The sequence below is a fragment of the Streptomyces sp. NPDC051041 genome (assembly GCF_044456065.1).
Lineage (GTDB): Bacteria > Actinomycetota > Actinomycetes > Streptomycetales > Streptomycetaceae > Streptomyces > Streptomyces glaucus.
Genome location: NZ_JBITFM010000003.1, coordinates 12,789 through 38,230 on the forward strand (window position 1 = coordinate 12,789; position 25,442 = coordinate 38,230).

General features: G+C 75.7%; 24 protein-coding genes. 14 read left to right on the forward strand and 10 right to left on the reverse strand.

Translation table 11 applies throughout. The annotated features are described in order from the left end of the window. Positions 1–227: 227 nt before the first annotated feature. Entirely contained in the window at positions 228–1,133 is a 906-nt protein-coding gene (locus tag ACIBAI_RS06155) for a Gfo/Idh/MocA family protein (protein WP_399031415.1), read from the forward strand. On the opposite strand, the gene lnt is transcribed toward ACIBAI_RS06155, so the two are convergent. Beyond that, a complete protein-coding gene (lnt, locus tag ACIBAI_RS06160) occupies positions 1,057–2,631 on the reverse strand; it encodes an apolipoprotein N-acyltransferase (protein WP_399031416.1) in 1,575 nt (524 codons plus the stop codon). The two genes, ACIBAI_RS06155 and lnt, sit on opposite strands and share 77 nt — an antisense overlap. A gap of 356 nt (positions 2,632–2,987) precedes the next feature. Here lnt and ACIBAI_RS06165 point away from each other — a divergent pair, with 356 nt between their 5' ends. Then, on the forward strand, positions 2,988–3,728 hold the full coding sequence (locus ACIBAI_RS06165; protein ID WP_399031417.1) for an SDR family oxidoreductase: 741 nt from the start codon (positions 2,988–2,990) through the stop codon (positions 3,726–3,728). A gap of 27 nt (positions 3,729–3,755) precedes the next feature. Here the strand turns inward: ACIBAI_RS06165 and ACIBAI_RS06170 are convergent, their stop codons facing one another. The 3 genes from ACIBAI_RS06170 to ACIBAI_RS06180 all read right to left on the reverse strand — a co-directional run bounded on the left by ACIBAI_RS06170 (position 3,756) and on the right by ACIBAI_RS06180 (position 6,082). After that, on the reverse strand, positions 3,756–3,935 hold the full coding sequence (locus tag ACIBAI_RS06170) for a hypothetical protein (RefSeq protein WP_399031419.1): 180 nt from the start codon (positions 3,933–3,935) through the stop codon (positions 3,756–3,758). 220 nt (positions 3,936–4,155) lie between these two features. Beyond that, positions 4,156–5,031, reverse strand: coding sequence for an undecaprenyl-diphosphate phosphatase (locus ACIBAI_RS06175; protein ID WP_399031420.1), 876 nt, complete (start codon positions 5,029–5,031; stop codon positions 4,156–4,158). A 286-nt stretch (positions 5,032–5,317) separates the two neighbouring features. After that, complete coding sequence (locus ACIBAI_RS06180; RefSeq protein ID WP_399031422.1) at positions 5,318–6,082, reverse strand: TVP38/TMEM64 family protein; 765 nt, start codon at positions 6,080–6,082, stop codon at positions 5,318–5,320. A gap of 340 nt (positions 6,083–6,422) precedes the next feature. Here ACIBAI_RS06180 and tuf point away from each other — a divergent pair, with 340 nt between their 5' ends. Together tuf and ACIBAI_RS06190 are read left to right on the forward strand one after the other, a co-directional pair. Continuing rightward, entirely contained in the window at positions 6,423–7,589 is a 1,167-nt protein-coding gene (gene tuf / locus ACIBAI_RS06185) for an elongation factor Tu (RefSeq protein ID WP_399031424.1), read from the forward strand. A 55-nt stretch (positions 7,590–7,644) separates the two neighbouring features. Then, the gene (locus ACIBAI_RS06190) at positions 7,645–8,490 is read left to right on the forward strand and encodes a spermidine synthase (protein WP_399031425.1); all 846 of its coding nucleotides are present in this window, start codon (positions 7,645–7,647) and stop codon (positions 8,488–8,490) included. Here ACIBAI_RS06190 and ACIBAI_RS06195 read toward each other — a convergent pair. Both ACIBAI_RS06195 and ACIBAI_RS06200 read right to left on the reverse strand, forming a co-directional pair. Beyond that, positions 8,452–9,762: an MFS transporter gene (locus ACIBAI_RS06195; protein ID WP_399031427.1), complete on the reverse strand. Its 1,311-nt coding sequence runs from the start codon at positions 9,760–9,762 to the stop codon at positions 8,452–8,454. The genes ACIBAI_RS06190 and ACIBAI_RS06195 overlap by 39 nt on opposite strands. Before the next feature lie 79 nt (positions 9,763–9,841). Continuing rightward, positions 9,842–10,846 carry a hypothetical protein gene (locus tag ACIBAI_RS06200; RefSeq protein WP_399031428.1) on the reverse strand — a complete coding sequence of 335 codons (1,005 nt, stop codon included), beginning with the start codon at positions 10,844–10,846 and terminating at the stop codon, positions 9,842–9,844. Positions 10,847–10,987: 141 nt separating this feature from the next. On the opposite strand from ACIBAI_RS06200, the gene ACIBAI_RS06205 reads away from it, so the two are divergent. Both ACIBAI_RS06205 and ACIBAI_RS06210 read left to right on the forward strand, forming a co-directional pair. Next, positions 10,988–11,425, forward strand: a complete 438-nt coding sequence (locus ACIBAI_RS06205; protein ID WP_399032196.1) for a DUF4442 domain-containing protein — start codon at positions 10,988–10,990, stop codon at positions 11,423–11,425. Positions 11,426–11,636: 211 nt separating this feature from the next. After that, positions 11,637–12,287, forward strand: a complete 651-nt coding sequence (locus ACIBAI_RS06210) for a DedA family protein (protein ID WP_399031430.1) — start codon at positions 11,637–11,639, stop codon at positions 12,285–12,287. A 13-nt stretch (positions 12,288–12,300) separates the two neighbouring features. Here ACIBAI_RS06210 and ACIBAI_RS06215 read toward each other — a convergent pair whose 3' ends face one another. Further along, positions 12,301–12,834 (reverse strand): gamma carbonic anhydrase family protein, encoded by a 534-nt coding sequence (locus ACIBAI_RS06215; protein WP_399031432.1) that lies wholly within the window; start codon positions 12,832–12,834, stop codon positions 12,301–12,303. Between the two features lie 107 nt (positions 12,835–12,941). Here ACIBAI_RS06215 and ACIBAI_RS06220 point away from each other — a divergent pair, with 107 nt between their 5' ends. From ACIBAI_RS06220 to ACIBAI_RS06230, 3 genes are all read left to right on the forward strand, one after another. Further along, complete coding sequence (locus ACIBAI_RS06220; protein ID WP_399031434.1) at positions 12,942–13,706, forward strand: acyltransferase; 765 nt, start codon at positions 12,942–12,944, stop codon at positions 13,704–13,706. Between the two features lie 253 nt (positions 13,707–13,959). Continuing rightward, on the forward strand, positions 13,960–14,532 hold the full coding sequence (locus ACIBAI_RS06225; RefSeq protein WP_399031436.1) for a helix-turn-helix domain-containing protein: 573 nt from the start codon (positions 13,960–13,962) through the stop codon (positions 14,530–14,532). A 42-nt stretch (positions 14,533–14,574) separates the two neighbouring features. After that, positions 14,575–15,144: a YbaK/EbsC family protein gene (locus ACIBAI_RS06230; protein WP_399031437.1), complete on the forward strand. Its 570-nt coding sequence runs from the start codon at positions 14,575–14,577 to the stop codon at positions 15,142–15,144. 129 nt (positions 15,145–15,273) lie between these two features. Here ACIBAI_RS06230 and ACIBAI_RS06235 read toward each other — a convergent pair whose 3' ends face one another. Beyond that, positions 15,274–15,681, reverse strand: coding sequence for a CoA-binding protein (locus ACIBAI_RS06235; protein ID WP_344608576.1), 408 nt, complete (start codon positions 15,679–15,681; stop codon positions 15,274–15,276). Positions 15,682–15,852: 171 nt separating this feature from the next. Here ACIBAI_RS06235 and ACIBAI_RS06240 point away from each other — a divergent pair, with 171 nt between their 5' ends. The 4 genes from ACIBAI_RS06240 to ACIBAI_RS06255 all read left to right on the forward strand — a co-directional run bounded on the left by ACIBAI_RS06240 (position 15,853) and on the right by ACIBAI_RS06255 (position 21,939). Beyond that, positions 15,853–16,479 (forward strand): YigZ family protein, encoded by a 627-nt coding sequence (locus ACIBAI_RS06240; RefSeq protein WP_399031439.1) that lies wholly within the window; start codon positions 15,853–15,855, stop codon positions 16,477–16,479. 118 nt (positions 16,480–16,597) lie between these two features. After that, positions 16,598–17,761 carry an exonuclease SbcCD subunit D gene (locus ACIBAI_RS06245; protein WP_399031441.1) on the forward strand — a complete coding sequence of 388 codons (1,164 nt, stop codon included), beginning with the start codon at positions 16,598–16,600 and terminating at the stop codon, positions 17,759–17,761. A gap of 84 nt (positions 17,762–17,845) precedes the next feature. After that, complete coding sequence (locus ACIBAI_RS06250) at positions 17,846–20,839, forward strand: AAA family ATPase (RefSeq protein ID WP_399031443.1); 2,994 nt, start codon at positions 17,846–17,848, stop codon at positions 20,837–20,839. Positions 20,840–21,093: 254 nt separating this feature from the next. Further along, positions 21,094–21,939, forward strand: coding sequence for an SDR family oxidoreductase (locus ACIBAI_RS06255; protein ID WP_399031444.1), 846 nt, complete (start codon positions 21,094–21,096; stop codon positions 21,937–21,939). Here ACIBAI_RS06255 and ACIBAI_RS06260 read toward each other — a convergent pair whose 3' ends face one another. Continuing rightward, the gene (locus ACIBAI_RS06260) at positions 21,940–23,628 is read right to left on the reverse strand and encodes a DUF885 domain-containing protein (protein WP_399031446.1); all 1,689 of its coding nucleotides are present in this window, start codon (positions 23,626–23,628) and stop codon (positions 21,940–21,942) included. Between the two features lie 32 nt (positions 23,629–23,660). Then, positions 23,661–24,152 (reverse strand): Lrp/AsnC family transcriptional regulator, encoded by a 492-nt coding sequence (locus ACIBAI_RS06265; RefSeq protein WP_344604378.1) that lies wholly within the window; start codon positions 24,150–24,152, stop codon positions 23,661–23,663. A gap of 61 nt (positions 24,153–24,213) precedes the next feature. Between ACIBAI_RS06265 and ACIBAI_RS06270 the strand changes: the two genes are divergently transcribed. Beyond that, the gene (locus ACIBAI_RS06270) at positions 24,214–25,404 is read left to right on the forward strand and encodes a trans-sulfuration enzyme family protein (protein WP_399031447.1); all 1,191 of its coding nucleotides are present in this window, start codon (positions 24,214–24,216) and stop codon (positions 25,402–25,404) included. The last annotated feature ends 38 nt before the right edge of the window (positions 25,405–25,442 follow it).

Sequence of the window (25,442 nt, forward strand, 5' to 3'; positions counted from 1 at the left end):
CGGTTTTCCGGTCCGCCGTCACCGGCGGGGCGTTCCGGCGAGCGGTTCCCGCGGAGCCGCTCGCACCCCCTTCGGGCCCGGCACCCCGGCCCGGCACGAGCCGTCCACGCCGGGAGCATCGCCCCGTCCGCCCCGTCCGCCCCGTCCGCCCCGTCCGCCGGCGGCCCCCGCGGCGGCCGTATGCTGCGCAGCAGACCCGGCAGGCAACCACCAGAGGAGAGCACCCCGTGAAGGTCGGCTGCATCGGACTCGGCGACATCGCGCAGAAGGCCTATCTGCCGGTGCTGGCCTTCCAGCCCGGAATCGAGCTGCACCTGCAGACCCGTACGCCCGCGACGCTCGCCCGGGTCGCCGACGGCCTCCGCCTGCCCGGACCGCAGCGGCACGCGACGCTGGACGACCTGCTCGACCAGGACCTCGACGCCGCCTTCGTGCACGCGCCGACCGTCGCCCACCCGGAGATCGTCACCCGCCTGCTCGAAGCGGGCGTGCCCACCTACGTCGACAAACCGCTCGCCTACGAACTCGCCGACTCCGCGCGGCTCGTGGCGCTCGCCGAGGAACGGGGCGTCGGTCTCGCCGTCGGCTTCAACCGGCGCCACGCCCCCGGCTACACGCAGTGCGCCGAGCACCCGCGCGAGCTGATCCTGATGCAGAAGAACCGGGTCGGGCTGCCGGAGGAGCCGCGCACCATGATCCTCGACGACTTCATCCACGTCGTGGACACCCTGCGCTTCCTGGTGCCCGGCCCCGTCGACGACATCACCGTGCGCGCCCGCGTCGAGGACGGGCTGCTCCACCACGTCGTGCTCCAGCTCGCCGGGGACGGCTTCACCGCGCTCGGGGTGATGAACCGGCTCAGCGGCTCGGCCGAGGAGATCCTGGAGGTCTCCGGCCAGGACGCCAAACGGCAGGTGGTCAACCTCGCCGAGGTGATCGACCACAGGGGGCAGCCCACCGTGCGGCGGCGCGGGGACTGGGTGCCGGTGGCCCGGCAGCGCGGCATCGAGCAGGCCGTGCTGGCCTTCCTCGACGCGGTGCGCGCGGGCAGGGTGCTCAGCGCCCGGGACGCGCTGGAGACCCATGAGCTGTGCGAGCGGGTGGTACGAGCGGTCCGGGAGCGGGCCGCCTGAGCCGCCGCGCCCGCAGCCCCTCGGCGCCGCCCCCGGCGAGGAGGACCAGCAGCGCCGCGTACACCGGCCAGTGGCCGAAGCGGACGTACGGCGTGGTGCCGTGCGCGAGCGGGACCTCGTAGACGTGCGCGGTGCTCTCGCCGGTGCCGAGCCGGGGGCCGACGGGCCGGCCGTCCGGGCCGTGGACCGCGGAGACACCGGTCAGCGTGGCGTGCACCATGGGGCGGCCGGTCTCGGCGGCGCGCAGCGCGGCGAGCGAGGCGTGCTGCGCGGGGGCCCAGCTCTGCTGGAACGTCGACGTCGAGGACTGCCCGACGAGCACGTCGGCGCCCTCGCGCGCGAGGTGACGGGTCATGTCGGGGAACGCGGTCTCGAAGCACACCAGGGGGCCGATCCGCAGCCCGCCGCCGGCGTCCATCACCACCTGCGCCGAGCCGCGCCTGCGGTCCTCGCCCGCCGCCTCGCCGACGGAGGTGGCCCAGCCGAGCAGCGAACGGGCCGGGACGTACTCGCCGAAGGGGACGAGCCGCATCTTGTCGTAGCGGCCGCCGGTGGGGCCGCCGGGCCCGACGAGGATCGAGCTCTTGTAGATGCCGGGCCGGTCGGAGCGGCGCGCGTCCACGTTGACCAGGATGTCCGCGCCGGTCTGCCGGGACAGCGCCGCGAGCCGCCGGGCCAGGCCGGGCCGGTCGTCCAGGTCGAAGCCGACGCTGCTCTCGCCCCAGACGATCAGGTCGGCGCCCTGGCCGGCGAGCCGCCGGGTCAGTTCCTCCCCGCGGTCGAACCGGCGGTCGGCGCTGTGCGCGCCGGCGACGACGCCCGGCTGCACCACGGCGACCCGCACCGTCCCGTCGGCACCGGGGCGCGGCGCGCCCGTCCAGGCCGCGGCGGTGACGGCGGCGACGGCGACCAGGGCGGCCGCGGCGGGGAGGCGGGCCCGGCGGACCGCGATCAGGACGGCGACCGCGACGTTGACGGCCACCACCAGGAGGCTCAGCAGCCACACCCCGCCGACCGAGGCCAGCCGCAGCGCCGGCCCGGCCTGCCACTGGCTCGCGCCGAGCATGCCCCAGGGACCGCCGAGCCCCTGCCAGGACCGCACGAGCTCCACCGCGAGCCAGCCCGAGGGCAGCACCAGGAGCGCCGCCGCGACCCGGCCCCGTGAGGGTGTCCCGGCCAGCAGCCGGTGGACCAGCCGGCCCCACGGAAGCCACAGAGCGCCCAGCAGCGCGGCGAGGACGAAGGTGAACACGTGCAGGTTCGGCAGCAGCCAGTGGTGCATCGCCAGCATGAACCCGAACCCGCCGCACCACCCGTCGTATCCCGCCCGTTTCCCGGTCGGCGCCGAGCGGACGAGCAGCAGCCAGGGGACCAGCGCGACGTGGGCGCACCACCCCAGGGACGGCGCGGGGAAGGCGAGCACGGGCAGGGCGCCGGCGAGTGCGGCGGCGGTGCCGCGCCGCCAGGGGGAGGCGAGCCAGTGGCCGAGCGTCTTCATGGGCGCCTCCCTACCCCGTGGTGCCTTCAGTGTGCGCCCCGCGGACGATCTAGGACAGGGGGTACCGGGCCAGTCGATCACGAAGGCGGGCCACCGCCCGGAAAGGCGCCGCCGCTTCCCCCGTACGGCCACCCCGCCCGGCCGCCGTGCGCGAGGGGGCCGCTCCCGTCCTGGCCGGCACGGCCCGCCGGGGCGGCGCGGCCGGGGTCGCGGCCGCCGGGCCGGTCGTCCGGAACCCGCCGCGGGCCGCCTCAGGACGTGCGCGCGCCGGGCGCCGCCCCCCGGCGGGCGGGCGCCGGCCCCCGGGGCACTAGGGTGGGCCGGGCGTCGTTCCGACCTGCCGACAGGAGGCACATGTGAAGCGTTCCGTGACGGTCGTCACCGGCGGCAGCCGGGGTATCGGCGCCGCGACCTGCCTGCGGCTCGCGGCGGACGGGCACGACGTGGTGGTGGGCTACGTCCGGGACGCCGCCGCCGCGGAGGCCGTGGTGGACGGAGTGCGCGCGGCCGGCGCGCGCGGTGTCGCCGTACGGGTCGACACGGCCGTCGAGGCCGATGTCGAGCGGCTCTTCGAGTCGGCGGAGCGGACGCTCGGGCCCGTGACGGGGCTGGTGAACAACGCCGGGGTGACCGGGCCCCTGGGGCGGCTCGCCGACACCGACACGGCGGATCTGCGCCGGGTCGTGGACGTCAACCTCCTGGGGACGCTGCTGTGTTCGCGGCGTGCCGCGCAGCTCATGGCGTCCCGGGACGGCGGTGCCATCGTGAACGTGTCGTCGGCGGCGGCCACGCTCGGCAGCCCCGGCGAGTACGTCCACTACGCGGCGGCCAAGGCCGCCGTGGACGCGCTGACGATGGGCCTGGCCAAGGAGCTCGGCCCGGACGGCGTCCGCGTCAACGCGGTCGCGCCGGGGATCGTCGACACGGAGATCCACGCGGCGATGGGCGACCCGGACCGCGCCCGGCGCGCGGCCGGCGCGATTCCGCTGCGCCGGCCGGGGCAGGCGGAGGAGATCGCCGCGGCCATCGCCTGGCTGATGTCACCGGACGCCTCCTACACCACGGGAACGGTGCTGCGGGTCTCGGGCGGGCGCTGAGGCGTCCGCCGGCCCCCGCGGACCGCTTCAAGCGGCCTCGACGACCTCGCCGCGGATCGCGGCCGCCCACTCGATCACCAACAGCTCGTACTCCGCGCGCTCCTGGGTCGACAGGGACCCACCCGCGCGCCGCCACAGCGCGCGGATCTGCTCGTTCACCTCGGCGGCAGACCGCGCGGAACCAGGGGTCACGGAATCGGGGGACATGCGGACAAGCCTAGGGGCAAGCACTGACAGTCCGCTACCGGGCGGCTACCCGGCCGGTATGGGTTTGGTCACGGCCCCCGCGAGCGACACCGTGGGGGCCCTCGTCGGGCCAGGGGCGGGGGAGCGGGGTACGAGCCGTGGGGAGCGGGCCGGACGCCGCCGGTCACCGCGACCGGGCGCAAGGTCGCCGGGAGCGCGGACCCGCCCCGTGGCTCCTCGGTCAGTGCGCCGGCTCACCCGCGTGCGGACTCAGCACGCCCATGCCGACCAGCACGATGATGACCACGCCGAGGGCCAGCCGGTACCACACGAACGGCATGAAGCTCTTCGTCGAGATGAACTTCATGAACCAGGCGATGACCGCGTAGCCGACGGCGAAGGCGATGACCGTCGCGAAGATCGTCGGCCCCCAGGAGACATGACCGCCCTCCGTCGCGTCCTTGAGCTCGAACAGACCGGAGGCGAGCACCGCCGGGATCGCCAGCAGGAACGAGTACCGGGCCGCGGCCTCGCGCCGGTAGCCCATGAAGAGGCCGCCGCTGATGGTGGCACCGGAGCGGGACACGCCGGGGATGAGGGCCATCGCCTGGCAGACGCCGTAGATCAGGCCGTCGCGCACGCCCAGGTCCTCCAGCGTCTTGCGCTGCTTGGGCGCGCGGTGCCGGCCGCCGCTCTCGTCGCGGGCCGCCAGCCGGTCGGCGACGCCCAGCACGATGCCCATGCCGATCAGCATGGCCGCGGTGATCCGCAGATCGCGGAACGGCCCTTCGATCTGGTCCTTCAGCGTCACGCCGAGCACGCCGATCGGGATGGAGCCGACGATCACGAGCCAGCCCATCCGCGCGTCCGGGTCGCTGCGCATCGCCTTGTCGGTGAGCGAGCGGAACCACGCCGAGATGATCCGGCCGATGTCCTTGCGGAAGTAGATCAGCACCGCGGCCTCGGTGCCGATCTGGGTGATCGCGGTGAAGGCGGCACCCGGGTCCTCCCAGCCGGAGAAGGCGGCGGTCAGCCGCAGGTGCGCGCTGGAGGACACGGGGAGGAACTCGGTCAGCCCCTGGACGAGTCCGAGGACGAGGGATTCAAACCAAGACATGAAGTTACGGAGTCCAAGTGCCGGCGAGGAACGGGCGACGGGCACACCGAGCCGACGGATGCGGTGATCGCGAGTGCCGAGGGGCAGCGTAGCGCCCCCCGGTGACAGCTCGGGCACAGGGGTTTGGAAACCGGGCCCGGGCGCCCGCTCGGCGCGAGCGGCGCCCGGCTGACGACGGCCCCGGTGCACGCGGTGCGGGAGCGCGGCGCCCGGTACGCGCCGCGGACGACGTGCGGGGTCTGCGTCCTCGCCGGCGCCAGGGCGCCGGCGAGGACATGACGGACCGTCAGCGGGACCGCAGGTGGTGGCGCTTGCGCCAGGCCACCGCCGCGCCCGCGAGCCCCGGCACGGCGACGCAGGCCAGCGCGATCAGGAAGGCCGGGGACGTCGGCGCGGAGGCGCGGGCGCCGGCGACGACGTACGCCGCGGTGTTCGGGACCGACCCGAGCGCCGTCGCGAGCAGGAAGGGCGCGAGGCCCATGCGGGAGACGGCGGCGCAGTAGTTCGCGGCCCAGAACGGCACGCCGGGAAAGAGCCGCGCCGCCAGCATCGAGCGGAAGCCGTGCCGGCTGAGCTGCCCGTCCGCGGCCTTCAGCCACCGGCCCCGCAGCAGCGGACGCAGCGCGTCCTGGCCGAGCGCACGGCCGAGGCAGAAGGCGGTCCCGGCGCCCAGCACCGTGCCCGCCAGGGCCGCGCCGAGGCCCAGCTGCGCGCCGAAGAGCGCGCCGGCCGCGAGGTTCAGCAGCGGCCGCGGCACGAACGCCACCGTGCACAGCCCGTACGCCACCGCGTACACCAGCGCCGCCGCGGCTCCGCCGAGCTGTTCCGGCACGCCGTCCACCAGCAGTTCCTGCGGCTCGAAGAGCAGCACCGCCGACGCGGCGGCGGCCAGCAGGACGACGAGCAGGGACAGCCGCGACCAGGGCGAGAGCAGCGCTCTCGCGCAGCGGCCGGCCGGCCGGGCCGCGGGGACGGCGACGGCGAGGTCCGTGGCGGCGGCCCGGGGAGAGGCCGTGGCGGTGCCCCCAGAGCGGGTGGTGGCATCGAGCATCCGGTGACACTAACCGAACCGGGTGCGTGATCGCCGTATGGCCCGTCTCACGCACGGCACGGGCGGGCGGACGTCCGTGCCCGGCGCCCGTGGGTCCGCGGGAAAACCGTTCGACGCCGGGCGGGGCGTCGGCGATGATCGGTGGCATGTTCCGGCACGCCCTCCTCCTCGTGGCATCCGCGGTCGCGGATGCCGCGAAGGCTGCCGTCCCCGTGCTCGCGGCCGCTGTCGACGGCGCCCGAAGCTGACCCTTCCCGGATCGTCCGGCGGACCCCGCAGGGGGAGGGCCGGCAGGTTCCAGGGGTCCCCGCCACCATCGAACAGGCTTCGAGGTACCGCCATGCCCAAGACGGCGTACGTCCGCACGAAACCGCACCTGAACATCGGCACCATGGGCCACGTCGACCACGGCAAGACCACGCTGACCGCCGCCATCACCAAGGTGCTGGCCGAGCGCGGCACCGGCACGTTCGTGCCGTTCGACCGCATCGACCGCGCCCCGGAGGAGGCCGCGCGCGGCATCACCATCGACATCGCGCACGTCGAGTACGAGACCGACACCCGGCACTACGCGCACGTCGACATGCCGGGCCACGCCGACTACGTCAAGAACATGGTCACCGGCGCCGCGCAGCTCGACGGGGCGATCCTCGTCGTCTCCGCGCTCGACGGGATCATGCCGCAGACCGCCGAGCACGTGCTGCTCGCCCGGCAGGTGGGCGTCGACCACGTCGTCGTCGCCCTCAACAAGGCCGACGCCGGGGACGAGGAGCCGGCCGGCCTCGTCGAGCTGGAGGTCCGCGACCTGCTGACCCGGCACGGCTACGGCGGCGACACGCTCCCCGTCGTACGGGTCTCCGGACTCGGGGCCCTGCAGGGGGACCCGCGGTGGACGGCGTCCGTCGAGGCGCTGCTCGACGCGGTGGACACCTATGTGCCGACGCCGGAGCGTTACCTGGACGCGCCGTTCCTGCTGCCGGTGGCGAACGTGCTCACCGTCACCGGGCGCGGGACCGTGGTCACGGGCGCGGTGGAGCGCGGGACGGTCCGCGTCGGCGACCGGGTGGAGGTGCTCGGGGCGGAGACGGAGACCGTGGTCACCGGCCTGGAGACCTTCGGCAAACCGATGGAGGAGGCGCAGGCCGGGGACACCGTGGCCCTGCTGCTGCGGGGGGTCGCGCGGGGCTCGGTCCGCCGCGGGCACGTGGTGGCCGCGCCGGGGAGCGTGGTGCCCGGGCGCCGCTTCACGGCGCGGGTCCACGTGCTGTCGGCGCGGGAGGGCGGCCGCACCACCCCCGTGTCGACCGGGTACCGGCCGCAGTTCCACATCCGGACCGCGGACGTGGCCGGGACCGTCGACCTCGGCGCGGCGGTGGCGCGGCCCGGCGAGACGGTCGACCTGACCGTCGAGCTGGGGCGCGCGGTGCCGGTGGAGCCCGGGCTCGGCTTCGCCGTCCGCGAGGGCGGGCGGACCGTCGGGGCGGGGACCGTGACGGCCGTCGGGTGAGGGCGGCCTCCCGCGCGGCGGTCCTCCGCGCGGCGGCCTCCCGCACAATGGAGCGGTGAACGAGTCCATCCCCGTCACCCGGGTCACCGACCAGGGGACCGTCAAGCTCATGCCCGACATCGACCGGGAGCGGGCCTGGCTGCTGACGGTCGACGGGGCGCCCCAGTCCTACGTCGACCTGGACGAGCCGACCCACCTGGAGTTCGAGTACGCGCGGCGGCTCGGGCACGTGCTGGACGTCCTCGCCGAGCCGGGGCGGGCGCTGGACGTGCTGCACCTCGGGGGAGGGGCGCTCACGCTGCCGAGGTACGTGGCCGCGACCCGGCCCGGGTCCCGGCAGGACGTCGTCGAGGCCGACCGGGGGCTGGCGCAGCTCGTCGCCGAGCGGCTGCCGCTCCCGGACGGCGCCGGGATCGCGCTGCACCACGCCGACGCCCGCGCCTGGCTGGCGGGGGCCGCCGACGGCCGCGCCGACGTGCTCGTCGCCGACGTCTTCGGCGGCTCCCGCGTCCCCGCGCACCTGGCCTCGCTCGGGTACGCCCGCGAGGCCGCGCGGGTGCTGCGCGGCGACGGCGTCTACCTGGCCAACCTCCCCGACGCCGCGCCGTTCGCCTTCCTGCGCTCCCAGCTGGCCACCTTCGCCGAGGTGTTCGCGGAGCTGGCGCTGATCGCGGAGCCGGGCGTGCTGCGCGGGCGGCGGTTCGGCAACGCGGTGCTCGTCGCCGCGCGGCGGCCGGTCGACACGGCGGCGCTGGCCCGGCGCACCGCCGCCGACGCCTTCCCGGCCCGGGTCGAGCACGGCGCCGCGCTGCGGGACTTCATCGGTGACGCGCGGCCGGTGCGGGACGAGGACGCCGTACCGTCACCCGAGCCCCCCGACGGCGCGTTCGGCATCGGCTGAGCCGCGGCCGGCGCCGTCCCCGGAACCCTGCGCCACGTACGCCGTGCGGCGCCGCAGGCCGCGCACGTCCGGCACGCACAGCACGGCCGCCGTGACCACCACGACCAGCGTCGCGCAGCCCCACAGGGCCGCCGTCCGGCCGAACGCCTGCTCCGCCGGGCCCGCCAGCGCCGTCGCCAGCGGCACCAGCGCGACCGAGCCGAACCAGTCGTAGGCCGAGACCCGCGAGAGCTTGTCCTCGGGTATCTCCTGGTGCAGCGCGGTCATCCAGGAGACGCCGAACACCTCCAGGGTCACGCCGGTGACGAACATCACCGCGCACAGGGCGCCGGCCGGCACCGGCACGGCGAGCGCGGCGGACGGCAGGGCCAGCGGAAAGACGCACAGGGTGCCGGCGAGGAGGAGCCGGCGGGGCTTCCAGCGGGTCATCAGCAGCGCCCCGGCGACCGTGCCCGCCCCGAAGAAGCCCAGGGCCAGGCCCCAGGGACCCGCGCCGCCCAGGTGGTCGCGGGCGACGAGCGGGCCGTAGACCGCGTCCGCGGCGCCGACGACCGCGTTGGCGAGGGAGAACTGCACCACGATCCCCCACAGCCAGGGCCGCCCGGCGAACTCCCGCCAGCCCTCCCGGAGATCGGCCAGCATGCCGCCGCCCGGTGCGCGCGGCGGGATGTGGCCGACGTCGAGGAAGGCCCGCAGCGCCCCGGCGAGCGCGAACGCCGCCGCGTCCGCCGCGAGCACCCAGCCGGGCCCGACCGCGGCGACCAGCGCACCGCCCAGCGCGGCCCCGCCGACCGTCGCGCCCTGCATCGCCATCCGGAACACCGCGAACGCCCGGCCGGCCTGCTCGCCCCGCACCGAGGACAGCAGCATGCCCTCGGCCGCCGGGCTGAAGAACGCCTGCCCGGTGCCGCCGAGGGCGGTCAGCAGCATCATCTGCCACAACCGGGGCTCGCCGGTCAGGACGAGGACCGCGAACGCCGCCTGCGAGAGGCAGTTGAGGGCGTTGGCCGCCACCATCACGCGGTGCCGGGGGAGCCGGTCCGCGACCGCGCCGCCGATCAGCAGGAACAGCACCAGCGGCAGGGTGCGGGCGGCGGCCACCAGACCCACGTCGCCGCCGTCGCCGCCGGCCTCCAGCACGGCGAACGCGGCGGCGATCAGCGCGCCGTGGCTGCCGAGGTTGGTGACGAACGCGGCGGCGGTCAGCAGGGTGTAGTTGCGGCCCGCCCAGGCGGGTCGGCGAAGGCGGCGGGAGTCGGCGGCGGAGGTCACGGGCCGACTATCGCCGCCGTGACCCCGACTTGCCAAACCGCTTCCCCGGTGGTCAGGGCCGTTTCCGGTCCCGGGCGCGTCAGCCCGTGGGCTCGCCGTGCAGGCGCACCGTGCTGAGGATCTTCATGATCGTCTTCTCGGGCACCTCGTCCTTGACGCCCTTCGCCCCGTAGAACGTCCAGGAGACGAAGTCGCCCGCGGAGTTCTTGAAGGCGAACGTGGTCGCCTTGCCGTCGGAGTCGCACTTGTCCCGCTTCGGCACCCCCGTCGAGTACGCCGACGCCACACTGCCCTCGACGCCCGAGGCCGTGGTGTACGCCTTCGGCTCGACTGTGGTGAGCAGCTTCTTGGAGGCGTCCTTGTGGTCGGTGTACCCGCCGAACACCCACCAGGCCGAGTCGTTGCGCGCGATGTCCTCGGTGCTCTTGGCGCCGTCCTGGCCCTTGGTGCCCGCCCCCGCCAGCCTGGTGTCGGAGGTCCGGCCGTCCTTGTCGGGGTCGGACGTGCACCACTTCTCCTTGAAGTAGGCGGGCGCCGACATGCCGATGAGCACCTCGCCGTCGTCGTCCTCGAAGCCGATGAACGTGCCCGGCGTGTCGACGACCCAGTCCGCCGGAACGTCGAAGGCCGTGCCCCACTTGGGGTTGACCACGACCTTCCAGCCCGGGACGGTCGCCTTCTCCGCCTCGCCGCCGCGCGGGTTCTCCCCGGTGCCGGACGCGGACGGCCCGGCGGTCCCGCTCGGGGAGGCGCTCGCCGACGGCCCGCCGCCGGAGCCGCCGTCCGCGGTGTCGGCCCTGTCGCCGCCCAGCACCAGGAAACCGGTCACGCCCGCGGCCACGACCACGGCCGTGGCCGCCACGATCGCCACCAGTTTCGTCCGGTTGCCGCCCCCGCCGCCCTGGGGCGGCTGCGGCGCCCCCGCGGGCTGGGGAACGCCCCACGCGGGCTGCTGCGCATAGGGGTTGGGCTGCTGGTACCCGGGCTGCTGGTACGGATTCGGCTGCTGGTACCCCGGCTGCTGGTACGGGTTGCCGGTCTGCGGGTTCTGCTCGCCCCCGGGCGACTGCTGTCCTGGCCACATGGGCAGTCACCCTAACGGCGGTCCGGACACGATTCGGTCACCGGTCCTTGTCAGGGACGTAGCAAACACGGAACGGGCGGAAACGAACCTGGCACCCGAGGCTACTCATGGGTAACGTTCGGGTCCATGAGCGCAGACCAGATGTCCGTCGGCGAGATGCTCGCCGCCACGGTGCCCATGGCCCGGACCCTGAACCTGGAGTTCCTCCGGACCACGCCGGAGGAGGCGGTCGTGGCCCTGCCGGACCAGGGCGAGTACCACAACCACGTCGGCGGGCCGCACGCCGGGGCGATGTTCACGCTCGGCGAGTCCGCGAGCGGGGCGATCGTGCTGGCCGCGTTCGGGGACCAGCTCTCGCGGGCCGTGCCGCTCGCCGTCCGTGCCGAGATCGCCTACCGGAAGCTGGCGACGGGCAGGGTCACCGCCACCGCGACCCTCGGCCGCCCGGCCGCCGAGGTCGTCGCGGAACTGGACGCGGGGGAGCGGCCCGAGTTCCCGGTGTCGGTCGTCATCCAGCGGGCGGACGGCGCCGTCACCGGTGAGATGACCGTGGTGTGGACGCTGCGCCCGAACGGCTGAGGCCCCGCGCCCGGCCTTCCGGCCGGTCCGCGGCGCCCGGCCGGCCCGGGACGGCGTTCCCTGCGGAGGCCGCCTCCCGGGAGCGCCGGTGTGACGTCCGGGACACCGGCGCGCCGCGCCGACCCGGTAGGCTTCCCGGGCGTGCGCCGCCTGCGGCGCACGCCCGGGACAAGCCCCGGACAGCGAGCACCCGAAGCGGAAGGAACCGGCGTTGCACGTCCAGGAGTGGCTCGACACGGTGCCCCCGGCAGCCGTCTACGCGGTGGTGGGACTGGTCATCGGTCTGGAGAGCCTGGGCATCCCGCTGCCGGGCGAGATCATCCTGGTCTCGGCCGCGCTGCTGTCCTCCCAGCACGCCGGGATCGACCCGGTGATCCTCGGCACCTGCGCCACCGTCGGGGCCGTGGTCGGCGACTCCATCGGCTACGCCATCGGCCGCCGGGGCGGACGGCCGCTGCTGGCCTGGCTCGGCCGGAAGTTCCCCCGGCACTTCAGCGAGGGCCACATCGCCACCGCCGAGCGGTCCTTCGAGAAGTGGGGCATGTGGGCCGTCTTCTTCGGCCGCTTCGTCGCCCTGCTGCGCATCTTCGCCGGGCCGCTCGCGGGCGTGCTGCGCATGCCGTACTGGAAGTTCCTGACCGCCAACGTCCTCGGCGGCATCCTCTGGGCGGGCGGCACCACGGCGGTCGTCCACTACGTCGGCATCGTCGCCGAGTCCTGGCTGAAGCGCTTCTCGTGGCTGGGCCTGGTGGCGGCCGTCCTCATCGGCCTGACCTCGATGGTGGTGCTCAAGCGCAAGGCGAGGAAGGCGACGGAGCACCGGCAGGCGGCCGAGCCGGAGCCGGTCCCGGCCGCCGACTGAAGCCTCAGCGGCCTCAGCGCGCGCCGTGCGCCTCGCGGTGCGCCTTCGCCAGCTCCGCGTACATCGTGCCGTTCCGCGTGATGCCCTCGCGCTCCTCGGCGGTCAGCTCCCGCCTGACCTTCGCGGGTACGCCCGCGACGAGCGAGCCCGGGGGCACCCGCATGCCCTGGGGCACCAGCGCCTGCGCGGCCACCAGCGAACCCGCGCCGACCACCGCGCCGTTGAGGACGGTGGCGCCCATGCCGACCAGGCAGTCGTCCTCGACGGTGGCGCCGTGCACGACGGCGTTGTGGCCGATGGAGACACGCTCACCGACGGTGACGGGGAAGCCCGGGTCGGCGTGGAGCGTGCAGTTGTCCTGGACGTTGCTGTCCGCCCCGACCGAGATCCGCTCGGCGTCGCCGCGCAGCACCGCCCCGTACCAGACGCTCGCGCCGGCGCGCAGGGTCACGTCCCCGATCACCGACGCGGTGGGCGCCACGAACGCCGCGCCGTCCACCTGGGGGTCCTTGCCGCCGATGCCCGTGATCAGCGCCCTGTGCGTCATCGTCGCCTCCTGCTCGGGTGATACACCGCACCGTACGTCACCCGGTGGGGTGAAGATCACAGGGTTCCCGCCGCACGGGCTCCCCGCCCCCGGACTACGGTGAGCGGGTGCCCAAGCGCAAGAACACGTTCTCGTCCTGGCGCCGCCGCCTCGCGCAGCGCGCCGTCCACGCGGGCTGGGCCTGGGTACAGCGCACGGGCTCCGTCACCGCCGACCGCCCGGGGCGGTTCCGCTTCGGCGCGATGGGCACGGGCACCAGGCTCGCCTTCCCGCTCGGCACGGTCTTCGGCGAACCCTGGATCCACCTGGGCGCCCACTGCATCATCGGCGAACAGGTCACGCTGACCGCCGGTCTGATGCCCGACCTCGACCTCGGCCCGGAGCCGATCCTGCGCATCGGCGACGGCGTCGTCCTCGGCCGCGGCAGCCATGTCATCGCCGACACGACGGTCACCATCGGCGACGACTGCTACTTCGGGCCGTACGTCTACGTCACCTCCACCAACCACTCCTACGACGACCCGCACGAGCCCATCGGCAAGCAGTGGCCCCGGATGGAACCGGTCTCGATCGGTCCGGGCTGCTGGATCGGCACCGGCGCGGTGATCCTGCCGGGCGCGCGCGTCGGGCGGAACGTGGTGGTGGCCGCCGGCGCGGTGGTCCGGGGCGCGGTGCCGGACCACGCGGTCGTCGCGGGCGCGCCCGCCCGGGTCGTGCGGCGCTGGACGCCCGCCGGCGGCTGGCAGCCGCCGCTGCGGACCCCGGCGCCGGTGCCCATACCCGAGGGGGTCACCCCGGAGCAGCTGCTGGCGCTCGCGGAGCTGGACGAGGAGACCGTGACGCGGCTCGCCGAACTGGACGCCGAGTCCTGACCCGGCCGGCACGGGCGCGGATCCGCCCCGCCCCGGCCGCCGGTGACGGCCACGGGCGCGCCGGGCACGGACACCGCGGCCGGCCGGGGGACGGCGGCCACCGTGAGCGCGGGCGCCGGCGGCCGGGACGAGGAGCGCTGTCGGGGAGGCGACCGCCTCGCAGTACAGTGCGGTGAACGATCGGGTGCAGCACACCATGGGGCGACGGCTGCGCTCCCTCGTCGGAAGCACTGGACCGAATCGTGGGCGGAACGTGTCGGACCTCGACCTGCTGACCCAGTCCCTGGCGCGCAACGTCAAGCGCTGGCGGACCGAGCGCGGCTTCACCCTGGACGCGCTCGCCGCGCGCTCCGGGGTCAGCCGGGGCATGCTCATCCAGATCGAACAGGCCCGGACCAATCCCAGCCTGGGCACCGTCGTCAAGATCGGTGACGCGCTGGGCGTCAGCATCACCACCCTGCTCGACTACGAGCGGGGCCCGAAGGTCCGCGTCGTCCCCGCCGAACAGGCCGTACGGCTCTGGCACACCGAGACCGGCAGCTACAACCGCCTCCTCGCGGGCGCCGAGGCGCCGGGGCCGCTGGAGATGTGGGACTGGCGGCTCATGCCGGGCGAGAGCAGCCCCTCCGACCCGCACCCCGCCGGCACGGTCGAACTCGTGCACGTCACCGCCGGGGAACTGACGCTCACCGTCGGCGGCGCGGTCCACCGCGTCCCGGCCGGCGCCAGCGCCTCCTTCGAGGCCGACGTCCCGCACACGTACGGCAACACCGGGGACGTGCCGATGGAGATGGTCATGGCCGTCTCGGTGCCGCCCGCGCACTGAGACGCCGGGCCGCGCGGCCCCCGATGTTGTTAGCGTGCGGCCATGCACGCACCCCTCGGAGACTTCGACGACGCCCGGCCCGCCCCCGACTGCCTCGACGAACTGACCGGCCCGGTCGCCGACGCCGTACGCCACTGGCGCGGCAGCGTCCCCGCCGACCAGATCGTCTACGTCGACACCGACCCGCAGTGGGCCGACACCGCCGTCTTCGTCGAGCACTACGGCCGGGACCTGCTGGAGCGGTCCGCGAACTGCGTCGTGGTCGCCGCCAGACGCGGCGGCGAGACCTCGCTCGCCGCGTGCGTGGTGCTCTCCACCGCCCGGGTCGACGTCAACGGGGTCGTCCGGCGTCACCTGGGCGCCCGCAAGGCCTCGTTCGCCCCGATGGACACGGCGACGGGACGGACGGGCATGGAGTACGGCGGCATCACCCCGGTCGGCCTGCCCGAGGGCTGGCCGGTGCTGGTGGACTCGGCCGTCGTCGACCTGCCGTACGTGCTGGTCGGCAGCGGGCGCCGGCGCGGCAAGCTGCTGGTGCCGGGCAAGGCGTTCGCCGAGCTGCCGGGGGCCGTGGTGCTGGACGGGCTGGGAATCGCTCAGACCGTCGCGTGACGGGCGGGCGCTGCGGGCCCGCCTCGCCGGCCCGGTCCGGCGCCGGCGGCGTCGTGACCGCGGGGCGGGAGCCGCCGCCCCGGGCGCCCGGTCCCCGCCGCGACGCCGCGGCGATCCGTCGCAGGGGCCCTAACCGAGCCGGGGTATCTCGATCGCGGGGCAGCGGTCCATCACCATCTCCAGGCCCGCGGCCCGGGTGCGGTCGTAGGCGGCCTCGTCGACGACGCCGAGCTGGAACCAGACCGCCCGGGCGCCCTTGGCGACCGCCTCGTCGGCGACCGGCCCGGCCAGGTCGCTGTTGACGAACACGTCGACGACGTCGACGTCGAAGGGGATGTCCGCGAGGGAGGCGTATCCGCGCTCGCCGTGCACCGTCTCCGCCTTGGGATGCACCGGCACCACGCGCTTGCCGAAGCGCTGCAGCACCTCGGCCACGCCGTACGCCGCGCGCCGGCGGTTGGCCGACAGGCCCACCACGGCCCAGGTGTCGCCGAGCTCGGTGAGAATCTTGCGGACCGTCGCGTCGTCGCCGTACACCGTCGGCCTCCCTGGACTCCTGGATCAGCTGTCGTCGGCACAACGGCCCGGCGGGCGGGATGATTCCCGGGCGGCGCGCCGGACCGTCCGGGTAGTCGTCCGGGCGGCGATCGCCGCCCCGCGGACGACGGCGCCGCGAGGGAGGGGACGGCGAGCGCATAGGCTGGCCGGATGCAGGACGAGTACCGCACGGTCGCCCGCGCGGGCGTGCACGAGACCGAGGTCAACCGCTCCCGCTTCCGGTGCGCCCTCGCCCCCGCGGCCACCGAGCAGGAGGCGCAGGACTTCATCGCCGCCGTGCGCAAGGAGCACGCGGACGCCACCCACAACTGCTGGGCGTACGTCATCGGCGCCGACGCCTCGGTGCAGAAGGCCAGCGACGACGGCGAACCCGGCGGCACCGCCGGCGTCCCCATGCTCCAGATGCTGCTGCGCCGCGACATGCGGTACGTCGTCGCCGTCGTCACCCGCTACTACGGCGGCGTCAAGCTCGGCGCCGGCGGACTCGTCCGCGCGTACGGCGGAGCCGTCGGCGAGGCCCTGGACGCCCTCGGCACCCGCACCCGCCGCCGGTTCCGCCTGGCCACGGTGACCGTCGACCACCAGCGGGCCGGCAAGCTCCAGAACGACCTGCGCGCCACCGGGCGCGAGGTGCGCGACGTGCGCTACGGGGAGGCGGTCACCATCGAGATCGGGCTGCCGGACGCCGACGTGGACGCCTTTCGCTCCTGGCTCGCGGACGCGACCGCCGGGACGGCCGGGTTCGTACCGGGCGGGGAGGCGTACGGGGACGCCTGACGATCCCGTCGAAGCGTGCGCGACATGTACACAACGGACATGTGCGAGGCGGCTCGGGGCGGGGCGGTACGGGAGTAACCGCCCGTGGCGCCGGATCCGGCCGTTAGTCTCGGGGATCATGAGACTGCTGCACACTTCCGACTGGCACCTCGGCCGGGCGTTCCACCGGGTGAACATGCTCGGCGCCCAGGCCGGGTTCATCGGCCACCTCGTGGACACCGTGCGCGAGCGCGAGGTCGACGCCGTGGTGGTGTCGGGAGACGTGTACGACCGGGCGGTGCCGCCGCTCGCCGCGGTCGAGCTGTTCGACGACGCCCTGCACCGCCTCGCCGACCTCGGCGTGCCGACGGTGATGATCTCCGGGAACCACGACTCGGCCCGTCGCCTCGGCGTCGGCGCCGGGCTCATCGGACGGGCCGGCATCCACCTGCGGACCGACCCGTCGGCGTGCGGCACCCCGGTGGTGCTGGCGGACGAGTTCGGGGACGTCGCCTTCTACGGCCTGCCCTACCTCGAACCGGCCCTCGTCAAGGCCGAGTTCGGCGTCGGGAAACCGGACCACGAGGCGGTGCTGGCCGCCGCCATGGAACGCGTCCGCGCCGACCTCGCCGCCCGCCCGCCGGGCACCCGGTCGGTCGTCCTCGCGCACGCCTTCGTCACCGGGGGCCAGCCCAGCGACAGCGAACGGGACATCACCGTCGGCGGAGTGGCCGCCGTGCCCGCGGGCGTCTTCGACGGCGTGGACTACGTGGCGCTCGGACACCTGCACGGCTGCCAGACCATCACCGAGCGCGTCCGCTACTCCGGCTCCCCGCTGCCGTACTCCTTCTCCGAGGCCGGTCACCGCAAGAGCATGTGGCTCGTCGACCTGGGCGCCGACGGCTCGATCGGCGCGGAGCGCGTCGACTGCCCCGTGCCGCGTCCGCTGGCCCGCATCCGGGGGACCCTGGAGGAACTGCTCGCCGATCCGGCACTCGCCCGGCACGAGGAGGCGTGGGTTGAGGCGACGCTCACCGACCCGGTCCGCCCGGCCGACCCGATGACCCGGCTCACCGAGCGCTTCCCGCACACCCTCAGCCTCGTCTTCGCCCCCGAGCGGGCGCCGCAGGACCCCGGCCCGTCCTACGCCAGGCGCCTCGCCGGCCGCAGCGAGCAGCAGATCGCCGAGGACTTCGTCGCCCATGTGCGCGGCGCCGGCCCCGACGAGGACGAACAGGCGGTGCTGCGGGACGCGTTCGACGCGGTGCGCGCGGACGAGGCGGTACGGGAGGTGGCGCGGTGACGCGGGGCGCCGGGCGCAGGGGGGAGAGCCGGTGACCGGCACGGCGCGGCGGGAGGCCGGCGAACCGGACAAGGGGGAGGCCCGGTGAGGCTGCACCGGCTGGACATCACCGCGTTCGGGCCCTTCGGAGGGTCCCAGACGGTCGATTTCGACGCGCTGTCGGCGGCGGGGCTGTTCCTGCTGCACGGCCCCACCGGCGCCGGCAAGACCTCCGTCCTCGACGCCGTCTGCTACGCGCTGTACGGCGCGGTGCCGGGCGCCCGGCACAGCGGCCAGGGCATGACCCTGCGCAGCGACCACGCCGCGGCCGGCACCCGCACCGAGGTGCGCCTCGACCTCACCGTCGCCGGACGGCGGCTGGAGATCACCCGGCAGCCGCCCTGGGAGCGCCCGAAGCTGCGCGGCAAGGGCATGACGGTCGACAAGGCCCAGACCTGGCTGCGCGAGTACGACGCGGCGACCGGGACGTGGAAGGACCTCAGCCGCTCGCACCAGGAGATCGGCGAGGAGATCACCCGGCTGCTCGGCATGAGCCGCGAACAGTTCTGCCAGGTGGTGCTGTTGCCCCAGGGCGACTTCGCGCGTTTCCTGCGCGCCGACGCCGAGGCCCGCGGCAGGCTGCTGGGCCGCCTCTTCGACACCCGCCGCTTCGCCGAGGTCGAAAAACGCCTCGCCGAGCGCCGTAAGACCACCGAGGCCCGGGTGCGCGAGGGCGACGCCGCGCTGCTGGCCGACGCGCACCGCATGCAGCAGGCCGCGGGCGGCGCCATGGAGCTGCCCGAGCTGACACCGGGTGAGCCGGGCCTGGCGGACGCCGTGCTGAGCGCCGCCGCCGTCGCCCGCAGCACCGCCCGCGAACAGCTCGACATCGCCCACTGCCGTCTCACGGCCGCCGAGTCCGCCCAGGCCGCCGCCGAACGCGACCTGGCCGACGTCCGCGAACTGGCCCGGCTGCAAAAGAGATTCGAGGAGGCGCGGGAGCGGGCCGCACGGCTGCAGGAACGGGCCGGCGCCCACCGCGAGGCGCAGGCGCGCATGGAGCGGGCCCGCAAGGCCGAAGCGGTGGCGCCCGCCCTGGACCTGCGGGAGGCCGCCGAAGCCGAACACCGCCGGGCGGCCGAGGCCGAGGCACGCGCGCGTGCCCTGCTGCCGGAGACCCTCGCGGACGCCGCCGCGGCCCACCTCGCCGCCGCCGCGCGCCGGGCGGCGGAGGAACTGGGCGGCCTGCAGGCGGCCCGCCGCGCCGAACAGCGACTGGCCGGCCTGGCCGCCGAGCGCGCCGATCTGGACCGCCAGGAGCGCGCCGACGAGGACGCCCTCCGGGACGCGGAGGCCTGGCTCGCCGGCTGGGAGGCGACCCGCGCGGCACTGCAGACCCGTGTCGACGCCGCGCAGGAGGCGGCGGCGCGGGCGGAACAGCTCGCCGTGCGGCGGGAGTCCGCGCGCGCCAGGCTCGAAGCGGCCCGGACGCGGGACCGGCTGGCCGGTGACGCCGAGGAGGCGCAGCGGCGGGCCCTCGACGCGGAGAAACACGCGGTGCAGGCCAAGGCCCACTGGCTCGACCTCAAGGAACAGCGCCTGAACGGCATCGCCGCCGAACTCGCCGCGAACCTCTCCGCCGGCGAGCCGTGCGCGGTCTGCGGCTCCACCGAACACCCCGCCCCGGCGCGCAGGGTCGCCGGGCACGTCGACCGCGCGGCGGAGGACCGCGCCCTCGCCGCCTACCAGCAGGCGCAGGAGCGGCACACCCGGGACGAGCGGCGCCTGGGCGCCGTGCGGGAGGCGCTCGCCGCCGCCACCGCCGAGGCCGGCGACACGCCCGCCGCGCGGCTGGCCGAGGAGGCCGGGGAACTGGAGCGGGCCTACGCGCGGGCACGCGCGGACGCCTCCGCGCTGCACACCGCCCGGGAGGAGCTGCGCCGGGCCGAGCACGAGCGCGAGCAGCGGATCGCCGCGCAGCGGCAGGCCGCGGTCCGGGCCGCCTCCCGCGTGGGCCACCGGGAGCGGCTGGACCGCGAACGGGCCGCATTGGAGGAGGAGCTGACGCGGGCCCGGGGCACCGCCGGCAGCGTGGCCGCGCGGGCCGCGCAACTGGAGGAGCGGGCGGCGCGGCTCACCGAGGCGGCCGAGGCCGCCCGGATCGCCGAGGACGCCGCCCAGCGCCTGAAGGACGCCGACGCCCGCCTCGCCGACGCCGCCTTCCGAGCCGGCTTCGACACCCCGCAGGCCGCGGCCGACGCGCTCCTCGACGACACCGCCCACCGCGAACTGCAACGGCGGCTGGACGCCTGGCGGACGGAGGAGGCCGCCGTGCGCGCGGTGCTCGCGGAGGCCGGCACCGCGGCCGCCGCGCAGCGACCGCCCGCCGACCCGGCCGCGGCGGAGCGGGCCGCGGCCGCCGCGGCCCGGCGGCTGCGCGAGGCCGCCTCCGCGCGCGACGCCGCCGCCCGCCGCTGCGCCGAACTGGACCGCCTCTCCGCCCGCGCCGCCGCCGGCGTACGGCGGCTGGCGCCGCTGCGCGAGGAGTACGACCGCGTGGCCCGCCTGGCCGGCCTCACCGCGGGCACCTCGGCGGAGAACGAGCGCAGGATGCGCCTGGAGGCGTACGTGCTCGCCGCCCGGCTGGAGCAGGTGGCCGCCGCCGCGACCGTACGGCTGCAGCGCATGTCGTCCGGCCGGTACACCCTCGTCCACTCCGACGACCGCACCGGACGCGGCCGCAGCGGCCTCGGCCTGCACGTCGTCGACGCCTGGACCGGGCGGGAGCGCGACACGGCGACGCTGTCGGGCGGTGAGACGTTCTTCGCCTCCCTCGCCCTCGCCCTCGGCCTCGCGGACGTCGTCACCGACGAGGCCGGCGGGGTCCGGCTGGACACCCTCTTCATCGACGAGGGGTTCGGCAGCCTCGACGACCAGACCCTCGACGAGGTCCTCGACGTGCTCGACTCCCTGCGCGAACGGGACCGCAGCGTGGGCATCGTCAGCCACGTCGCCGACCTGCGGCGGCGGATCCACGCACAGGTGGAGGTGGTGAAGGGACGCTCGGGGTCGACGCTGCGGCTGCGGGGCGTCGGATGAGCCCGGCGGCCGGGGGACGCCGGGGCGGCGGTGAGCCGGCGCCGCCCGCGGTCGTCGGACCCGGCGCGCCGGCCCGGTCCGGCGCGCCCGCGGGCGCCGCGCCGAACCCGGAGGGGCCGCGCCCTCGCGGACGACGCGGCCGCCGCCCGTGACGTGGCCCGGTGCCGCCCGGCTCGGGCCGCGCCGCCCCCCGCGCCCCCGCGCCGCCGATAATGACGTGCGCCGCGCCCGCCCGCCGCCCATCATGGTCGTTCGTGCCCCGACTCCCGCATCCCGCACCCGAGGAACTGCGCCGCGACCCCCTGCCGCTGCGCGGCCGGACCGCCCTGGTCACCGGCGCGAGCAGACGCGGCGGCATCGGCCACGCCGTGGCCCGGCGGCTCGCCGCGTACGGCGCGAGCGTCTGCCTGCACCACCACGTGCCGCACGACGCCGCCATGCCGTGGGGCGCCGACCGGATCGAGGACGTGGTCGCCTCCGTGCGCGCGGCGCTCGGCGACCCGGACGCCCGGGTGGTCGAGGAGCCCGGCGACCTCGCGGACCCGGCGGCGCCGGCCGGACTCCTGGCCAGGGCCACCGAGGCGCTCGGCGGCCGGCTCGACATCCTGGTCGCCAACCACGCCCTCAACGGCTCCGACGGCCCGCTCGACGCGATCGACGCCGCGACGCTGGACGCCCACTGGGCGGTCGACACCCGCTCGGTGCTGCTGCTGGTCCAGGCCTACGCCCGGCAGCGCGCCGCACTGCCGCCGCGCACCCCGGGCGGGCGCGTGGTGATGATGACCTCCGGCCAGGACATCGCGGGCGGCATGCCCGGCGAGATCGCCTACGCGTTGCAGAAGGGCGCGCTCGCCTCGATCACCCGCTCGCTGGCGACGGCGCTCGCCGAGCACGCGGTCACCGTCAACACGGTCAACCCCGGCCCGGTCGACACCGACTGGCTGACCGGCGAGGCGTACGACGCGATCGCCGCGATGTTCCCCGCCGGGCGGTGGGGCATGCCCGACGACCCCGCCCGCCTCATCGCCTGGCTCGCCACGGACGAGGCGGAGTGGGTCACCGGTCAGGTCATCGGCTCCGAAGGGGGCTTCCGGCGCTGATCACAGCCGGGACAGCTCGTCCACCAGGTCGTCCAGGCCGAGCGAGCCCTGCGAGAGAGCGGCCATGTGCCAGGCCTTCAGGTCGAAGGAACTGCCGCGCCGCCTGCGCGCGTTCTCCCGGCCCAGCAGCCAGGCCCGCTCGCCGAGCTTGTAGCCGATCGCCTGCCCGGGGATCGTCAGATAGCGGGTCAGCTCGCTCTCCACGAAGTCCGCCGGACGGCTGCTGTGCGCCCCGAAGAACTCCTGCGCCAGCTGCGGGGTCCAGCGCTCGCCCGGGTGGAAGGGCGAGTCCGCCGGGATCGGCAGCCCCAGGTGCATGCCGATGTCGACGATCACGCGGGCGGCCCGCATCATCTGCGCGTCGAGGTAGCCGAGCCGCTGTTCCGGGTCGGTGAGGAAGCCCAGTTCGTCCATCAGGCGCTCCGCGTACAGCGCCCAGCCCTCGGCGTTGGCGCTGACCATGCCGACGGACGCCTGGTAGCGGGACAGATCCCGCGCCACGTGCACCCACTGCGCGAGCTGGAGGTGGTGGCCCGGGACGCCCTCGTGGTACCAGGTCGACACCAGGTCGTACACCGGGAACCGGGTCTGGCCCATCGTCGGCAGCCAGGTGCGGCCCGGGCGCGAGAAGTCCTCCGACGGGGGCGTGTAGTAGGGCGCCGCCGCGCTGCCCGGCGGGGCGATGCACGACTCCACCCTGCGCACCCGCTCGGCCAGGTCGAAGTGGGTGCCGTCGAGCGCCTCGATCGCCTGGTCCATCAGGCCCTGCAGCCAGTCGCGGACCTCGTCCACGCCCTCGATGTGCCGGCCGTGCTCGTCGAGGTGGGCCAGCGCCACCCACGGGGTGGCGGCGCCGGGCAGGATCTTCTCGGCCTCCTGCCGCATCTCGGCCAGGATGCGGTGGTACTCGGACCAGCCGTAGGCGTACGCCTCGTCCAGGTCGAGGTCCGTGCCGTTGTAGTAGCGCGACCAGCGGGCGTAACGCTCCCGGCCCACCGTGTCCGGGGCGCCCTCGATCGCCGGCGCGTACACGTCGCGCATCCAGTCCCGCAGCTCGGCCACGGCCGCGGTCGCGCCCCGGGCCGCCTCGTCCAGCTCCGCGCGCAGCGCGTCCGGCCCGGCGGCGGCGAAGTCCTCGAACCAGCCGCGCCCCTGGCCGGTGTCCGCCCACTCGCCGAGCTGTCCGACGAACGTGGCGGTCGGCCGCGGGCCCGCGTACAGCTTGCGCTCCAGGCCCAGGGCGAGGGACTCCCGGTAGCCCGCCAGCGCGGCCGGCACCGCGCGCAGCCGCTCGGCGATCGCCGCCCAGTCCTCCTGCGTCCGCGTCGGCGTCACGGTGAACACCTCGCGCACCGCGTGCGCGGCCGTGCCCATGTTGCCGACCGAGCGCAGGCCCTCCTCGGCCTCGTGCACGGCCAGCTCCGCGGTGAGCCGCTCGCGCAGCAGGCGCGCGCACCGGCGCTCGACGTCGCTGTCCGCGCCGGGCCGGCGCTCCGCCTCGTCGAGCCGCGCGAGCGTGGTCCGCGCCAGCTGCGCCAGCGCCTCCCGGCCCGCGGGCGAGAAGTCGGGCAGACGGCCGGAGCTCTCCGGGACGCCGAGGTACGTGCCGGTGACCGGGTCGAGGGCGATGAGGTCGTCGACGTACGCGTCGGCGACCTCGCGGGGCAGCGGGCTGTTGGTCTGTGACATGCGGACCATCCTCGTACGAGGTCCGCCGCGCGTCATCCGGATTGAGCCGAGGGCGAAGGCGGCAGCAGCGGCCCGCACTCCCACTGCTGGAAGATCAGCCGGGTCTCCACCCGGGCCACTTCGCGCCGGGCCGTGAACTCGTCCAGGACCAGCCGCTGCAGATCCGCCATGTCGGCGACCGCGACGTGGACGAGGTAGTCGTCCGGCCCGGTCAGGTGGAAGACGGTCCGCGACTCCGGGAGCGCCCGGATCCGCTCCACGAACGGCCCCACCAACTCCCGCCGGTGCGGCCTGACCTGCACGGACAGCAGCGCCTGAAGCCCTCGTCCCAGCTTGGCGGGATCCACTTCGAGCCGGTGGCCGAGGATCACGCCCGAGCGGCGCAGCCGGGTCACCCGGTCCAGGCAGGTCGACGGCGCCACCCCGACCCGCGCGGCGAGGTCGCGGTACGTGGTCCGGGCGTCGTTCTGCAGCAGCCGCAGCAGACGCAGATCCACCGGATCCAGTACGACGGACTCGGTCATGCGCCGAACGTAGCACGGGATTCCCGCGCACCGGCCCGGCCGGTGTTCACCCTTGGCGTCCATGGACCCAGCGACCACGCACGCGTCGTCGCCCGGCGACGCACGCACCACCGCGCCCAGGGCTCTGGCCACCGAGGCCGTGCACGCCGGGCGGGACGACCTCGCCCGGCACGGGCTGCACGCCCCGCCGATCGACCTGTCCACCACCTACCCCCCGTACGACAGCCGCGGGGAGGCCGCCCGCCTCGACGCCTTCGCCGCCACGGGCGCCGCGATGCAGGGCCCGCCCGTCTACGGGCGGCTGGGCAACCCCACCGTCGCCCGGTTCGAGACCGCGCTGGCCCGCCTGGAGGGCACCGAGGCCGCGGTCGCGTTCGCCAGCGGCATGGCCGCGCTGACCGCCGTCCTGCTGGTCCGGGCCGCGGCGGGCCTGCGCCACGTCGTGGCCGTGCGGCCGCTGTACGGCTGCAGCGACCATCTGCTGACCGCCGGGCTGCTCGGCTCGGAGGTCACCTGGACCGGCCCGGCGGGCATCGCGGACGCGCTGCGTCCGGACACCGGGCTGGTGCTGGTCGAGTCCCCGGCCAATCCCACGCTCGCCGAACTCGACCTGCGGGCGGTCGCCCACGGATGCGGGTCCGTGCCGCTGCTGGTGGACAACACCTTCGCCACGCCGGTGCTGCAGCGCCCCGCCGGACAGGGGGCGCGGCTGGTGCTGCACAGCGCCACCAAGTACCTCGGCGGGCACGGGGACGTGATGGCGGGCGTGGTGGCCTGCGACGAGGAGTTCGCGGGACGGCTGCGGCGGGTGCGGTTCGCCACGGGCGGCGTGCTGCACCCGCTGGCCGGCTATCTGCTGCTGCGCGGCCTGGCGACCCTCCCGGTGCGGGTGCGGGCCGCCTCCGCGAACGCCGCCGAACTCGCCCGCCGGCTCGCGGACGACCCGCGCGTCACCCGCGTCCACTACCCGCGCATCGGCGGTGCGATGGTCTCCTTCGAGGTGCGCGGCGACCCGCACGCGGTCGTCGGCGGCGTCCGGCTGATCACCCCGGCCGTCAGCCTCGGCAGCGTCGACACCCTCATCCAGCACCCGGCGTCGATCAGCCACCGCGTCGTCGACGCCGACGACCGCCGCGGCGCGGGCGTGAGCGACCGGCTGCTGCGCCTGTCGGCCGGCCTGGAGGACGTCGAGGACCTGTGGGCCGACCTGGACCGGGCGCTGGGGGAGCGGCCGGCGCCGACGAGGCGGTGAGGGGGCGGCCGGTACGCCGAACGGCCCGGCGGACGCCG